Genomic DNA, 13,420 nt, shown 5'->3' with positions numbered 1-13,420 from the left:
CATGGGCATCGGCCCTACTCAGACGCTTGCCCCCGCATCTCTTCCAGCACGTCGGGCCGGCAGACCACGATCTGCGAACGCTTGGTCAGCACGATTCCCTTTTCCTGCATGCGCTTCAGGCTGATCGTGACCCATTGTCTGGTGGCACCGACCATGTGGGCGATATCAGCATGGGTGAAGGCGGCCGCGATCACCCGGCCGTCGGCGTCATCGACGCCATAGAGGTCGACGAGATGCAGCAACAGATGCGCAAGGCGCTGTGTGATCGAGCGCGTTCCCAGCATCTGGGCCAGCGCCGAATAGCACTTGCCCTTGAAGGTCAGGCCTTCGATCAGGCCGATCGCAAGGTTCGGGATCTCGACGGCAAGGGATCGCAGCTCCTTTCCGGGTAGATGCACCACGCTGCAATTGCTGGATGCAACGCCCGACCATTGATGCACGGTGCCTTCGAACACTTCCGGCCCGCCGACGAAATTGCCGACATGCCAATAGGCCAGCGTTATCTCGCGGCCAAGCGGGGAGGTGTAGAACACCCGGATCCGGCCGCTCTCGATCAACCAGATACCGTCATGCTTGCCCCCCTGGCTGAACAGCGTCTGGCCACGATTGAGCACTTTTCGGCGGCCTTGCTTCAGCACCAGCTCCCGCTCGCGCTGGCTGAGCTTGTCCATCAATGCCGGCGGTCCGCCGATCCATTGCTGGTTCTCGGTGAGCAGCAGCGAGGAACCGCCAGTAGGCCGGACCGTTGCGGGGACCGTCCCGCGAACCACATTGGCCGCCGCCTGCAACATCACCTGCCTCCGGAACGTTCAAACCGTTCTAAAGTGGAGCAATGTCCGTGCCAATCACTCGCCTGTCATCGCCCGCGAAGGCGGGCGATCCAGTATTCCAGAGAAAGCAATGGGATACGGAGGGGCCACGGCGTACTGGATTCCCCGCCTTCGCGGGGAATGACGGCGGAGCAAGTGGGTGGTCCAGTCCCTACCGCCCCGCCAGGCTCAACAAATACGGCTTCGGGTAGATCCCCCGATTGTGCCCATCCGAAAACGAGATGTTCAGCCCGTAACCGAGATCGCCGATCTCGGTGATCGCGATGCCTGGAAACCGCTCGGGGAAGCGGCCGTCGAAGCGGGCGCGGGTGCAGTGGGCGCATTTGCAGGAGAGGCGGAGCGTTTCAGCCGGCAAGTCCAGCGTGTCGTCCTTGGCGGTGCGGACGCGCAGCGTCGCGAGGTCGGCGCTTGCTTCGTAATCTGCCACGGTCGGTGCCACCAAGGTCATGACGTGTCTCCGACCCTTCTCTACGTTGCCGCAGTGCTGCTGCGATAGCAACTAATTGCCAGGCGCAGGCGCGAGGCGCTGATCTTCGCTGCCCGCTCTTCGATCATCGCCACGAAATGTGAAACTAATCGACCCGGAATTTCAGTTCGGCGTTGCCGGATTCATGTCTCTCCGAAACCTTGTGCGCAATCGAGATCAGGAGAGACGATGAGCGCATTTCAAAAGGAAACGGTCCTGTCGGTCAGGCACTGGACCGACAGCCTGTTCAGCTTCACCGCGACGCGCGATCCGGGCTTCCGCTTCCAGAACGGCCAGTTCGCGATGATCGGGCTGGAAGTCGAGGGCAAGCCGTTGCTGCGGGCCTACAGCATGGCGAGCGCCAATCACGAGGAGGCGCTCGAGTTCTTCTCGATCAAGGTGCAGGACGGTCCGCTGACCTCACGCCTTCAGAAGATCAGGGAGGGTGACGTCATCCTGGTCGGCCGCAAGGCCACGGGCACGCTGATCACCGGCAATCTCATTCCCGGCAAGCGCCTGTTGCTGCTCTCGACCGGAACGGGACTCGCGCCGTTCGCCAGCCTGATCAAGGACCCAGACGTCTACGAGAATTACGAGACCATCGTGCTCGCACACGGCTGCCGCCAGGTCTCCGAGCTCTCCTATGGAGAGCACCTCGTCGAAGGCCTGCGCAATCACGAGTTCTTCGGGCCGCTGATCCGCGACAAGCTCGTCTACTACCCAACCGTCACCCGCGAGCCGTTCAGGAACCGCGGCCGCATCAGCGACCTGATCGCGTCGAACCAGCTCTTCGACGACATCGGTCTGTCAGGCCTCGATATCGAGACCGACCGCATCATGCTGTGCGGCAGCCCCGCGATGCTGGAGGAACTTCCCGCGATGTTGTCCGCACGCGACTTTGTCGAGGGCAATCACAGCCGGCCCGGCCATTTCGTGATCGAAAAGGCTTTTGTCGAGCGCTAATGCGCAAATCGCACCCCGGCGACAACTAATTGCTATCGCCGGGACGCCTGCTGAACAAATCTGATGCAAAGCCGCCGGACCTGCCGGCGAACCAGGAGCAAGCGATGGCACTAGATCAGATCGTCGACGGACTTTCGGAGGTTTCCTGCGACGTGCTGGTGATCGGCGGCGGCACTGCCGGCCCGATGGCGGCGTTGAAGGCGAAGCTGAAGAATCCGAAGGCCAACGTCGTCCTGCTCGAAAAGGCCAACGTCAAGCGCTCCGGAGCGATCTCGATGGGCATGGACGGCTTGAACAACGCCGTCATTCCCGGCTACGCGACGCCGGAGCAGTACACCAAGGAAATCACCATCGCCAACGACGGCATCGTCGATCAGAAGGCGGTCTACAAATACGCGCAAAACTGCTACTCGATCATCGAGGAACTCGACAGTTTCGGCATCCGCTTCCTGAAGAACGAGAACGGCGACTACGCCGTCAAGAAGGTGCACCACATCGGCACCTACGTGCTGCCGATGCCGAACGGCGAGACCGTGAAGAAGGCGCTGTATCGCCAGCTCCGCCGCGCCCGCATCCTGATTTCCAACCGCTACATGGCGACGCGGCTGCTCAAATCCACCGACGGCCGCATTGCCGGCGCGATCAGCGTCAACACCCGCACCGCCGAGATGCTGGTGATCAAGGCCAAGTCCGTGATCCTGTGCATGGGCGCCGCCGGTCGACTCGGCCTGCCGACCTCCGGCTACATGTTCGGCACCTACGAGAATGCTGCCAATTCCGGTGACGGCTATTCCATGGCCTATCACGCCGGTGCGGCACTGGCGAACCTCGAATGCTATCAGATCAATCCGTTGATCAAGGATTATAACGGCCCGGCCTGCGCCTACGTCGCCGGTCCATTCGGCGCCTTCACGGCCAACAACGAGGGATATCGCTTCATCGAATGCGATTACTGGTCCGGCCAGATGATGCTGGAATTCTACAACGAGCTGCTGTCCGGCAAGGGCCCGGTGTTTCTCCAGCTCAAGCATCTTCACCCCGACACCATCTCGGAGATCGAATCGACGCTGCACAAGGTCGAGCGTCCCACACGCGGCCTGTTCCAGCAGGGGCGCGGCGTCGACTACCGCAGCGAGTCGATCGAGATGCATATCTCCGAGATCGGCTTCTGCTCCGGTCACAGTGCGTCGGGCGTGTTCGTCGACCACAATGCGCGCACAACCGTGCCGGGCCTTTATGCCGCCGGCGACATGGCCAGCGTACCGCACAATTACATGCTCGGCGCCTTCACCAACGGTTCGGTCGCCGGCATCGACGCGATGGAATTCGCTGACAATCACGACTTCGCGGAATTCGACGCGGCCGATGTCGCCAGCGAACGTGACCGCGTGATGGCGCCGACCAAACGCGAGGACGGCATTCCACCGAACCAGATCGAGTACAAGACCCGGCGTCTCGTCAATGACTATCTTCAGCCGCCGAAAGTCACGCGCAAATACGAGCTCGGCATGCGCCGGCTCGCCGAAGCGAGGGAAGACATGCAGGAGCGCATGATCGCGCGCAATGCCCACGAGCTGCTCCGCGCGCTTGAGGTCCAGTCGATCATGGACTGCGCGGACATGGCGGTGCATGCCTCGCTCTACCGCGAGGAAAGCCGCTGGGGCCTCTATCACTGGCGGACGGATTTCCCGGAGAAGGACAACGAGAACTGGTTCTGCCACACGCTGCTCAGCAAGCAGGACGGCAAGATGACCAGCGAGAAGCGTGCCGTGGAGCCCTATATCGTACCGATCGCCGACGAGGAGAAGGATCTCTACGACAAGCAGCGCATCCGCGCGACAGCCTGACCCGCCGCACAAGTAACAGGAGACATACGATGCCTCTCGCTTCCTATCAGACATCGGTTCCGGTGGTCGTCGACGACGCCAAATGCATCGCGGACAAGGGCTGCACCGTGTGCGTCGACGTCTGTCCGCTCGACGTGCTGCGCATCAGCGACATGACCAACAAGGCCTACATGGCCTATGACGAATGCTGGTACTGCATGCCGTGCGAGGCGGATTGCCCGACCGGCGCCGTCACCGTCAACATTCCCTATCTGCTGAGGTAGTCATGTCGAGCCCGTTCGAATCCTACGACGATCTCGAAGACGCCGACGAGCGGCTTCAGGCCGCCGACCCCGGCGAGCGCCGCGTCGCCATCATCGCGCTCGGCCATTCCGGCGATCCCGCCGCGGTGGGCCATCTCGCCAATATGGTCGCCGATCCCGATGCCGGCGTGCGTCAGCAGGTCGCGATGGCGCTCGGCGAGTTCGACGGGCCGGAGGCCGCCAGCGCGCTGGTGAAGCTGCTGGTCGACCCTGAAAGGATCGTCGCGGCCGCCGCGGCCGACAGCATGGCCGAGTTCAAGGATCCGGCCTGTGCCGAAATCATCCTGCCGCTGGTCAAGCATGGCCACGCCTTCGTCCGCATGGGCGCGTTGCGTGCGCTGAAGGAGCTGCGCTGCAAGGATACGCTGAAGCCGGCGCTGGAAGCGCTCCAGGATTCCGACGCCGCCGTCCGGGTGCAGGCGATCGGCGTGATCGGGTTCCTCAAGCTGGAGGAATCCATTCCGGCGCTGACCGCGCTGATCAACGATCCCGACGCGCATGTGCGCCGTGCCGCCGTCAGCGCGCTCGCCTTCTCGCAAATGAAGCCCGCGGCCGAGATGATCACGCGCGCTCTGAAGGATTCGGACTGGATGGTGCGGGAGATGGCGGCGGAAACGCTGGGCCTCAACGTCAACGGCTCGATCGCCGCCGACCAGCTCATCGCTTCGCTCGGTGACGAATTCTGGCAGGTGCGGCTGAAGGCCATCCGCAGCCTTGGCCGGATGAAGATCGAGCGCGCGGTTCGCCCGATCGGCAATTGCGTCAACCACGACCAGGCCAATTTGCGGAAAGAGGCGGCTGCTGCGCTCGGCGAGATCGCCCATCCCGACGGCGAAGCTTTCCTTGCCGTCATCGCCGACGATCCCGATCCTGAGGTGCGCAAGAACGCGCGATGGGCGCTTCAGCAGATTGCGGCTCGAAAAGCGCGGGCGGGGGCATAGAAGCGCGGCGGGCTGTCGCTCTGGACTTCCCGTCCCAGACGTTTATTGGTCTTCGCCAACGTGATCGGCCTCTGTGAGCGCGCCGATCCGAAAAGAGCGAGGACGCGCCCATGACGACATTGACGGTTAAGGACCTTCTTCCCGAGGACGGCACGCGGGGAACGCTCGTCGGCCGCGTCTGGCTGCCGCAGGCGAACGGCCCGGCCGTGGTCGCCGTGCGCGGCGATGGCGTGTTCGACGTCACCGCGAAATTCCCGACCGTCAGCGCGCTCTGCGAGGAAGACAATCCGGCCATGGCGCTTGCCGCGACCAAGGGCGAGCGCATCGGCGATCTCGAGGCCATCGTCGCCAACACGGCGCCCGATCAGCGCGATCCGAAAAAGCCGTGGCTGCTCGCGCCGGTCGATCTCCAAACCCTGAAGGCGGCCGGCGTCACCTTCGCCATCTCGATGCTGGAGCGCGTGATCGAGGAGCGGGCGAAAGGCAATCCGGCCTCGGCCGAAGCGATCCGGCAAGAAGTGACACGGTTGATCGGCGACGATCTGTCAAAACTCAAGCCCGGCTCGGACCAGGCGATGCACCTGAAGCAGGTGCTGATGGACCAGAACGCCTGGAGCCAGTATCTCGAAGTCGGCATCGGCCCCGATGCTGAGGTCTTCACCAAGGCGCCGACCCTGTCGTCGGTCGGCACCGGCATGGATGCGGGGCTGCATCCGAAGTCGACCTGGAACAACCCGGAGCCGGAGCTGGTGCTGTTCGTCTCCAGCCGGGGCAAGATCGTCGGCGGCGCGCTCGGCAACGACGTCAATCTGCGCGACTTCGAGGGCCGTTCGGCGCTGCTGTTGTCGAAGGCCAAAGACAACAACGCCTCGTGCTCCATCGGCCCGCTGCTACGCCTGTTCGACGACAGCTTTACCCTCGACGATGCCCGCAAGCTCGACATCAGCCTGAACGTAAAGGGGCAGGACGGTTTTATCCTCGACGGCCATTCCTCGATCAGCATGATCAGCCGCGATCCGACCGATCTGGTCGAGCAGACCATCGGCAAGGTGCATCAATACCCTGATGGCTTTGTGCTGTTCCTGGGGACCATGTTCGCGCCGGTCAAGGATCGCGACGCGCCGGGGCAGGGGTTCACCCACAAGCGCGACGACATTGTCACGATCTCGGCGCCCCAGCTCGGCAAGCTCGTCAACCGCATGCGGACCAGCGACGAATGCGAGCCCTGGACGTTCGGCATCAGTGCGCTGATGAAGAATCTGGCGCAGCGGAAGCTGATCTAGCTCCTTCGCCTCTCCCCGTGTGCGGGTAGGGGCCTGAATTCGCGCGAGGCGCGAATTCAGGGTGAGGGGGACTCTCCACGAGTCGATTTGGTCGATCTACGCAGAGCTCCATCCACACCGTCATTGCGAGCGCAGCGAAGCAATCCAGAGTCCCTCCGCGGAAAGATTCTGGATTGCTTCGCTACGCTCGCAATGACGAGGAGGAGAGCTTGCGAGGGTAACTGTCGTCTTTCCCCGTCGGGAGCGCGCCGTTGTTATCGCGTCAGCCCGCACAATTTTCCTTCATCTCCCCGTTGCATCCTTGGAACAAAATCGCTCTGGGCGTGTCATAGAGCCGTCCATCCTGCCAACGCGTGTTCCCCTCCAAATAGTCAGATAATATGACTAGTCGGAACCAAACTTCCGTGAAATAGTCCCTCCCGCCGCCTCAAAGGTCGGCCTGCGGGTGCGATGCTACCAACTTGGCGCCCCGGATAACATTTTGGGAGACACGCCTGATGACCCTCAAAGCCCTCTTTGCGGCAACTGCCTCGGCGGCGTTGCTGCTCGCGCTGCCGGCGAACGCCGCCGAGTTCACTATCGGCTTCTCGCAGATCGGATCGGAATCCGGCTGGCGCGCGGCCGAGACCTCGGTCTCCAAGCAGGAGGCTTCCAAGCGCAAGGTCAATCTCAAGATCGCCGACGCGCAGCAGAAGCAGGAGAACCAGATCAAGGCGATCCGCTCCTTCATCGCGCAGAACGTCGATGCGATCTTCCTCGCGCCCGTCGTCTCGACCGGCTGGGACTCGGTGCTGAAGGAAGCCAAGGAGGCCAAGATCCCGGTCGTGCTGCTCGACCGCGACATCGATCCCTCCGGCAAGGAGCTCTATCTCACCGCCGTGACATCCGACAGCGTGCATGAAGGCGAGGTCGCGGGCGACTGGCTGGCGAAGACCGTCGGGGCCAAGGCCTGCAACATCGTCGAATTGCAGGGCACGGTCGGCGCCAGCGTCGCCGCCAACCGCAAGAAAGGTTTTGACACCGCCATCGCCAAGCATGCGAACCTGAAGGTGGTGCGCAGCCAGACCGGCGATTTCACCCGCGCCAAGGGCAAGGAAGTGATGGAAAGCTTCATCAAGGCCGAAGGCGGCGGCAAGTCGATCTGCGCGGTCTATGCGCACAACGACGACATGATGGTCGGCGCGATCCAGGCGATGAAGGAAGCCGGCCTCAAGCCGGGCAAGGAGATCCTCACCGTCTCGATCGATGCGGTCCCCGACATCTTCAAGGCGATGGTCGCCGGCGAAGCCAATGCCACGGTCGAGCTGACGCCGAACATGGCCGGTCCGGCCTTCGATGCGGTCGCGGCGTTCAAGGAGAAGGGCACCGTTCCGCCGAAATGGATTCAGACCGAATCCCGCCTTCTCACCGCCACCGACAATCCGCAGAAGGAATACGACAGCAAGAAGGGCCTCGGTTATTGAGGCGGGCGCCTCGCCGGACCACCATTGTGGTCCGGCACCCCCTTCGTATCCGCTGCGCGAACGAATAGGCGGGGCGTCCGCATCGCAAGCGGGCGCCGGTGGGAGTGACGTCGTTATGGAGAACAGCCTTGATCCTGCTGCTTCCCTGCTGGAGGTGCGCGGGATCAGCAAGAGTTTCGGTGCGGTTCGCGCGTTGCAGGAGGTCGACTTCACGCTGCGCGCCGGCGAGATCCATGCGCTGCTCGGCGAGAACGGCGCCGGCAAGTCCACGCTGATCAAGGTCGTCACCGGCGTGTTTCCGCGCGACGCCGGCATTGTCCGGCTTGGCGGCGAGGAGGTCGCGCCGCGATCGGCCAAGGCCGCGCTTCAGGCCGGCATCGCCACCGTCTACCAGGAGGTCAATCTGCTGCCGAACCTTTCGGTGGCGCAGAACCTGTTCCTCGACCGCCAGCCGATGCGTTTCGGCATCGTCCGCGAAGGCGAGATGCGACGCCGTGCGAAAACGCTGCTCGCGGATTTCGGTCTCGACATCGACGTATCAGCGCCGCTTGGCAATTATTCGGTGGCGATCCAGCATGTCACCGCGATTGCGCGCGCCGTCGATCTGTCGGCGCGCGTGCTGATCCTGGACGAGCCGACCGCGAGTCTCGACCGCCATGAGGTCGAGATCCTCTTTCGCATCATGCGCCAGCTCGCCAAGCGCGGCATCGGCATCGTCTTCGTCAGCCATTTTCTCGACCAGGTCTACGAGATTTCCGATCGCATCACCGTTTTGCGAAATGGCCGCCTGGTCGACGAGCGCGAGACCGCGTCGCTGTCGCGGCTCGAGCTGATCCGGATGATGCTCGGCCGCGAGCTGGCCGAGACCACCAGCGCGCGGGCATCGGCAGGCGCACAGACGACGCGTGAAGTCTGTGCGAGCTTCGAGGGTTACGGCAAGGCCGGCTATGTCGCGCCGTTCAATCTCGAGCTGCGGCATGGCGAGGTCGTCGGTCTCGCCGGTCTGCTCGGCTCGGGCCGGACCGAAACGGCGCGGCTGGTGTTCGGCGCCGAGCGCGCCGATCGCGGGCAGGCGAGGGTGGAAGGCGCGCCTGTCCGGCTTCAGTCGCCGCGCGACGGCGTGCGCCACGGCTTTGGCTATTGCCCTGAGGAGCGCAAGACCGACGGCATCGTCGCCGAGCTCACCGTGCGCGAGAACATCGTGCTCGCGCTCCAGGCCAAGCGCGGTCTGCATCGGCCTCTGTCGCGACGCGAGCAGGACGAAATCGCAAGCCGTTACGTCAAGATGCTCGACATCCGCCCGCCCGATCCGGAGCGTCCCGTCGGCCTGTTGTCCGGCGGCAATCAGCAGAAGGTGCTGCTGGCACGCTGGCTTGCGACCTCGCCGCGGCTGCTCGTGCTGGACGAGCCGACCCGCGGCATCGACGTCGGCGCGCACGCCGAGATCATCCGCCTGATCCGCGAGCTCTGCGACGACGGGCTTGCGCTGCTCGTGATCTCCTCCGAGCTCGACGAGATCGTGACCTATTCCGATCGCGTGGTGGTGCTGCGCGATCGCGCCCATGTCGAGGAGCTCGCGGGCGAGGCCATCGACGTCGGCAGCATTCTCGCCGCCATCGCCGCCGATGGCGCCAGTGTTGCGCATGAGGGACGGGCATGACCGGCCTGTTGCCGCGCCGCGGCCTTGCCCAGATCCTCGCGTTGATCGTCATCCTTGCGGTCGATCGGGTGGTGTCGCCGCAATTCTTCGACCTGCGCCTCCAGGACGGCCGGCTGTTCGGCAGCCTGGTCGACGTGCTCAACCGCGGCACGCCGGTGGCGCTGCTCTCGCTCGGCATGGTGCTGGTGATTGCGACGCGGGGCATCGATCTGTCGGTCGGCGCGGTCATGGCCATCTCGGGAGCGATCGCGGCGAGCCTCGCCGACACCCATAGTCTGGCCGTGGTGCTGGCAGCTGCGCTCGGCGCGGGCCTGATCTGCGGGTTGTGGAATGGATTTCTCGTCGCGGTGCTCGGCATGCAGCCGATCGTGGCGACCTTGATCCTGATGGTCGCGGGACGCGGCGTCGCCCAGCTCATTACCGAGGGGCGCATCGTGACCTTCTCCTCGCCCGATCTGGTCTGGCTCGGCAATGGCTCTATTCTAGGCCTGCCGGTGCCGGTCGCGATCGCGCTGGGAATGTTGATCCTCACCGGCGCGGTGGTGCGCGGCTCGGCACTCGGATTGCTGATCGAGGCAACTGGCGGCAATGCGCGGGCGAGCGAGCTTGCCGGCGTCGGCACGCGCGCAATGATTTTGGCGGTCTATGTCTGGTGCGGCGTTTGCGCTGCGCTGGCCGGTGTCATCGCGGCGGCCGACATCATGGGCGCGGATGCCAACAATGCCGGCCTCTGGCTCGAGCTCGACGCCATCCTCGCGGTGGTGATCGGCGGCACCTCGCTGTTCGGCGGCCGCTTCAGCCTCGTGCTGGCCGTGCTCGGCGCGCTGATCATCCAGACCATGAACACCGGCATTCTGCTGTCGGGCTATCCGCCGGAGTTCAATTTGCTGGTCAAGGCGGTGGTGGTGCTCGCCGTGCTGCTGCTGCAATCGCCGAAGCTGTCCGGCTTTGCCGGAGTCGTGACGCGGCTGCGGGGGACCAAGGCATGAAAGGCCTGCCGCCCGTCCTCATCACGGCGATCGTGCTCGTCGCGGGATTCGCGCTCTGCGCGGTGCAGTTTCCCAACATCGCCTCGACCCGCGTGGTCGGCAACCTCCTCACCGACAACGCCTTCCTCGGCATCGTCGCGACCGGCATGACCTTCGTCGTCATTTCCGGCGGCATCGATCTCTCGGTCGGCTCGGTGATCGGCTTCACCACGGTGTTCGTCGCGCTGGCGATCGAGCGCTGGGGAATGCCGCCCCTGGTCGCCTTCGTGGCCATTCTCGCGCTCTCGGCAGCCTTCGGCGCGGCGATGGGCGCGGTGATCCATGTCTTCGATCTGCCGCCTTTCATCGTGACACTCGCCGGCATGTTCCTGGCCCGTGGCGCCAGCTTCCTGCTCTCGACGGAATCGGTGCCGATCACAGCACCGATCTATTCCACCGTGTCGGACTTCGCCCTGCGACTACCCGGCGGTGGACGCTTGACGGCGGTCGCGATCATCATGCTTGCGATCGTGATCGGCGGCGCATTGCTGCTGCAGCTCACCCGGTTCGGCGCCAATGTCTATGCGCTCGGCGGCAGCCGGGCGACCGCGAGCCTGATGGGCGTCGCCGTCGGCAGGATGACGGTGAAGATCTACATGCTGTCGAGTCTGCTTGCAGGCATCGCCGGCATCGTCTTCTCCTTTTATACCAGCGCCGGCTACTCGCTCTCCGCCGTCGGCGTCGAGCTCGACACCATCGCGGCCGTCGTGATCGGCGGCACGCTGCTCACGGGCGGGCAAGGCTCGGCGATCGGCACCTTCCTCGGCGTGCTGATCCAGGGCATGATCCAGACCTACATCAATTTCGACGGGACGCTGTCGAGTTGGTGGACCAAGATCGCGACCGGCGTGCTGCTGTTCGCTTTCATCGCCTTGCAACAGGGGTTGGTCGCGCTCGCGCGCCGGCCGGTGGCAAAGCGCGCGGGAGCAGTCTCATGACCACCTCGCGCATCCTCGTCATCCCGACGCGCCGGGCGCACTCCAATCACGCGGAGGTGGCCCGCTCGATCGGCGTCGACATCATCGCCGGCCGTTACGCGGAGGGGACGCGGCTGCCGGGCGATGCCGAGATGATCGCGATGTTCGGCGTGTCGCGGCCGGTGCTGCGCGAGAGCGTGAAGACGCTGGTGGCCAAGGGCCTGCTCACCACCAAGGCGCGCGTCGGCACCGTCGTGCGTGAGCGCGTCGCCTGGAACATGTTCGACGCCGACGTGCTGGCCTGGCACCTGGACGCCGGGATCGACAAGCGCTTCCTCAACGACCTCGCCGAGATCCGCCTCGCGGTCGAGCCGCGCGCGGCGATGCTGGCGGCGGCGCAGCGGTCGGAGCAGGACCTCGCCGAGCTCCGGCGTTGCATGGAGCGGATGCGGCTTGAAGCTTCCGATTCCGTCGGCTTTGCCGATGCCGACCTCGCGCTTCATGTCGGCGTGGCGCGGGCGTCCGGTAATCTGTTCATGCGCTCGATCGGGCACGTCATCGAGGCTGCGTTGCGCGCCTCGTTCCTGCTCAGCGCACCGGTCGAACCGGAGGACCGCGACACCGTTCTGCTCTGGCATCAGAAGATCGTCGATGCCATCGCCGCCGGTGATGCCGCGACTGCGTCGGAGGCGATGGTCTACGTCATTCACAACGGCATGCGCCGCCATGAGGGTACAGTGATCGAGACTGTACCGGCCGAAGCGCTGCCGTCCGCCGAAGCTGGAGAAAGATCGTGACTGAACTTCGCATCGCCATCGTCGGCTTCGGCAAGATCGCGCGGGACCAGCATGTCGGGGCCATCGCGGCGGTTCCCGGCGCGACGCTGGCGGCCGTCGCCAGCCGCAATGCCTCGCTGCCGGATCTGCCGTATTTCGCGACCATCGAAGAGCTGCTGGAAAAAGGTCCGCCGATCGACGCAGTGTCGCTCTGCACGCCGCCTCAAGTGCGCCGCGCCCAGGCCGTCGTCGCACTCGCAGCCGGCAAGCACGTCATGCTGGAGAAGCCGCCCGGCGCCGGCGTCGCCGAGCTCGATCCGTTGATCGCGATGGCGGATGAGGCCAAGCGAACATTGTTCGCGACCTGGCATTCGCGCCATGCGCCGGCGGTCGAGCCGGCGCGCGCGTGGCTCGCGGCGCGGCGCATCACTTCCGTCCACATCAATTGGAAGGAGGACGTCCGCGTCTGGCATCCCGGGCAGGCCTGGATCTGGGAGCCGGGCGGGCTCGGGGTGTTCGATCCCGGCATCAATGCGCTGTCGATCCTGACCAGGGTCCTGCCGAAGCCCGTGTTCGTCACCGCGGCCGAGCTCGCCTTCCCCGCCAATTGCCAGGCGCCGATCGCCGCGAACCTGACGCTGACCGACATCGACGGCCTGCCTGTGACCGCCGAGTTCGATTTCCGCCAGACCGGGCCGCAGAGCTGGGATATCCTCGTCGAAACCGACCAGGGCCGGATGACGCTATCCCGCGGCGGCCGGATCATGGAGATCGACGGCAAGACCGTTGCCGAGGCGCCCGATGAGGAATATCGGGAGCTTTACCGGCGCTTCGTCACGCTCGCCGCGACAGGCGCGAGCGATGTCGATTTGGCGCCGCTTCGTCTCGTTGCGGACGCCTTCCTGCTCGGCAGGCGCACGATCGTCGAACCGTTTGTGGATTGA

General features: G+C 64.6%; 13 protein-coding genes. 11 read left to right on the top strand and 2 right to left on the bottom strand.

Annotated features, from left to right (window positions below; all coding sequences use genetic code 11):
- Positions 1 to 14 precede the first annotated feature (14 nt).
- Together C7G41_RS09750 and C7G41_RS09745 are read right to left on the bottom strand one after the other, a co-directional pair.
- Positions 15 to 791: a Crp/Fnr family transcriptional regulator gene (locus tag C7G41_RS09750; RefSeq protein ID WP_106942371.1), complete on the bottom strand. Its 777-nt coding sequence runs from the start codon at positions 789 to 791 to the stop codon at positions 15 to 17.
- Positions 792 to 981: 190 nt separating this feature from the next.
- Entirely contained in the window at positions 982 to 1,278 is a 297-nt protein-coding gene (locus C7G41_RS09745) for a gamma-butyrobetaine hydroxylase-like domain-containing protein (protein WP_027569172.1), read from the bottom strand.
- A 207-nt stretch (positions 1,279 to 1,485) separates the two neighbouring features.
- Between C7G41_RS09745 and C7G41_RS09740 the strand changes: the two genes are divergently transcribed.
- The 11 genes from C7G41_RS09740 to C7G41_RS09690 all read left to right on the top strand — a co-directional run bounded on the left by C7G41_RS09740 (position 1,486) and on the right by C7G41_RS09690 (position 13,420).
- Entirely contained in the window at positions 1,486 to 2,259 is a 774-nt protein-coding gene (locus C7G41_RS09740; protein ID WP_106942370.1) for a ferredoxin--NADP reductase, read from the top strand.
- A 104-nt stretch (positions 2,260 to 2,363) separates the two neighbouring features.
- Positions 2,364 to 4,106: a fumarate reductase/succinate dehydrogenase flavoprotein subunit gene (locus tag C7G41_RS09735; RefSeq protein ID WP_106942904.1), complete on the top strand. Its 1,743-nt coding sequence runs from the start codon at positions 2,364 to 2,366 to the stop codon at positions 4,104 to 4,106.
- A 29-nt stretch (positions 4,107 to 4,135) separates the two neighbouring features.
- Entirely contained in the window at positions 4,136 to 4,369 is a 234-nt protein-coding gene (locus C7G41_RS09730) for a ferredoxin family protein (protein WP_007593252.1), read from the top strand.
- A gap of 2 nt (positions 4,370 to 4,371) precedes the next feature.
- A complete protein-coding gene (locus C7G41_RS09725; RefSeq protein WP_106942369.1) occupies positions 4,372 to 5,349 on the top strand; it encodes a HEAT repeat domain-containing protein in 978 nt (325 codons plus the stop codon).
- 110 nt (positions 5,350 to 5,459) lie between these two features.
- Positions 5,460 to 6,632 (top strand): fumarylacetoacetate hydrolase family protein, encoded by a 1,173-nt coding sequence (locus C7G41_RS09720; RefSeq protein ID WP_106942368.1) that lies wholly within the window; start codon positions 5,460 to 5,462, stop codon positions 6,630 to 6,632.
- A 497-nt stretch (positions 6,633 to 7,129) separates the two neighbouring features.
- The gene (gene ytfQ, locus C7G41_RS09715; protein ID WP_106942367.1) at positions 7,130 to 8,095 is read left to right on the top strand and encodes a galactofuranose ABC transporter, galactofuranose-binding protein YtfQ; all 966 of its coding nucleotides are present in this window, start codon (positions 7,130 to 7,132) and stop codon (positions 8,093 to 8,095) included.
- Positions 8,096 to 8,210: 115 nt separating this feature from the next.
- Positions 8,211 to 9,755: a sugar ABC transporter ATP-binding protein gene (locus C7G41_RS09710; RefSeq protein ID WP_106942366.1), complete on the top strand. Its 1,545-nt coding sequence runs from the start codon at positions 8,211 to 8,213 to the stop codon at positions 9,753 to 9,755.
- Entirely contained in the window at positions 9,752 to 10,744 is a 993-nt protein-coding gene (locus tag C7G41_RS09705) for an ABC transporter permease (RefSeq protein ID WP_106942365.1), read from the top strand. Before C7G41_RS09710 ends, C7G41_RS09705 begins: the two co-directional genes overlap by 4 nt.
- On the top strand, positions 10,741 to 11,721 hold the full coding sequence (gene yjfF, locus C7G41_RS09700) for a galactofuranose ABC transporter, permease protein YjfF (RefSeq protein WP_106942364.1): 981 nt from the start codon (positions 10,741 to 10,743) through the stop codon (positions 11,719 to 11,721). The genes C7G41_RS09705 and yjfF overlap by 4 nt, the downstream gene beginning before the upstream one ends.
- Positions 11,718 to 12,497 carry a FadR/GntR family transcriptional regulator gene (locus C7G41_RS09695; protein ID WP_106942363.1) on the top strand — a complete coding sequence of 260 codons (780 nt, stop codon included), beginning with the start codon at positions 11,718 to 11,720 and terminating at the stop codon, positions 12,495 to 12,497. The genes yjfF and C7G41_RS09695 overlap by 4 nt, the downstream gene beginning before the upstream one ends.
- Positions 12,494 to 13,420: a Gfo/Idh/MocA family protein gene (locus tag C7G41_RS09690; protein ID WP_106942362.1), complete on the top strand. Its 927-nt coding sequence runs from the start codon at positions 12,494 to 12,496 to the stop codon at positions 13,418 to 13,420. The genes C7G41_RS09695 and C7G41_RS09690 overlap by 4 nt, the downstream gene beginning before the upstream one ends.

This window comes from Bradyrhizobium sp. MOS002 (assembly GCF_003020115.1).
Taxonomy (GTDB): domain Bacteria; phylum Pseudomonadota; class Alphaproteobacteria; order Rhizobiales; family Xanthobacteraceae; genus Bradyrhizobium.
Note: the sequence above shows the minus strand (reverse complement) of the source record. Positions and strands in the feature narration are given on the sequence as shown.

Excerpts from the sequence above, each read along its gene's own strand:
- ytfQ (WP_106942367.1), top strand. The coding sequence starts at position 7,130 with ATGACCCTCAAAGCCCTCTTTGCGGCAACTGCCTCGGCGGCGTTGCTG.
- C7G41_RS09695 (WP_106942363.1), top strand. The coding sequence starts at position 11,718 with ATGACCACCTCGCGCATCCTCGTCATCCCGACGCGCCGGGCGCACTCC.
- C7G41_RS09740 (WP_106942370.1), top strand. The coding sequence starts at position 1,486 with ATGAGCGCATTTCAAAAGGAAACGGTCCTGTCGGTCAGGCACTGGACC.
- C7G41_RS09730 (WP_007593252.1), top strand. The coding sequence starts at position 4,136 with ATGCCTCTCGCTTCCTATCAGACATCGGTTCCGGTGGTCGTCGACGAC.
- C7G41_RS09720 (WP_106942368.1), top strand. The coding sequence starts at position 5,460 with ATGACGACATTGACGGTTAAGGACCTTCTTCCCGAGGACGGCACGCGG.
- C7G41_RS09705 (WP_106942365.1), top strand. The coding sequence starts at position 9,752 with ATGACCGGCCTGTTGCCGCGCCGCGGCCTTGCCCAGATCCTCGCGTTG.
- yjfF (WP_106942364.1), top strand. The coding sequence starts at position 10,741 with ATGAAAGGCCTGCCGCCCGTCCTCATCACGGCGATCGTGCTCGTCGCG.
- C7G41_RS09745 (WP_027569172.1), bottom strand. The coding sequence starts at position 1,278 with ATGACCTTGGTGGCACCGACCGTGGCAGATTACGAAGCAAGCGCCGAC.
- C7G41_RS09725 (WP_106942369.1), top strand. The coding sequence starts at position 4,372 with ATGTCGAGCCCGTTCGAATCCTACGACGATCTCGAAGACGCCGACGAG.
- C7G41_RS09710 (WP_106942366.1), top strand. The coding sequence starts at position 8,211 with ATGGAGAACAGCCTTGATCCTGCTGCTTCCCTGCTGGAGGTGCGCGGG.
- C7G41_RS09750 (WP_106942371.1), bottom strand. The coding sequence starts at position 791 with ATGTTGCAGGCGGCGGCCAATGTGGTTCGCGGGACGGTCCCCGCAACG.
- C7G41_RS09735 (WP_106942904.1), top strand. The coding sequence starts at position 2,364 with ATGGCACTAGATCAGATCGTCGACGGACTTTCGGAGGTTTCCTGCGAC.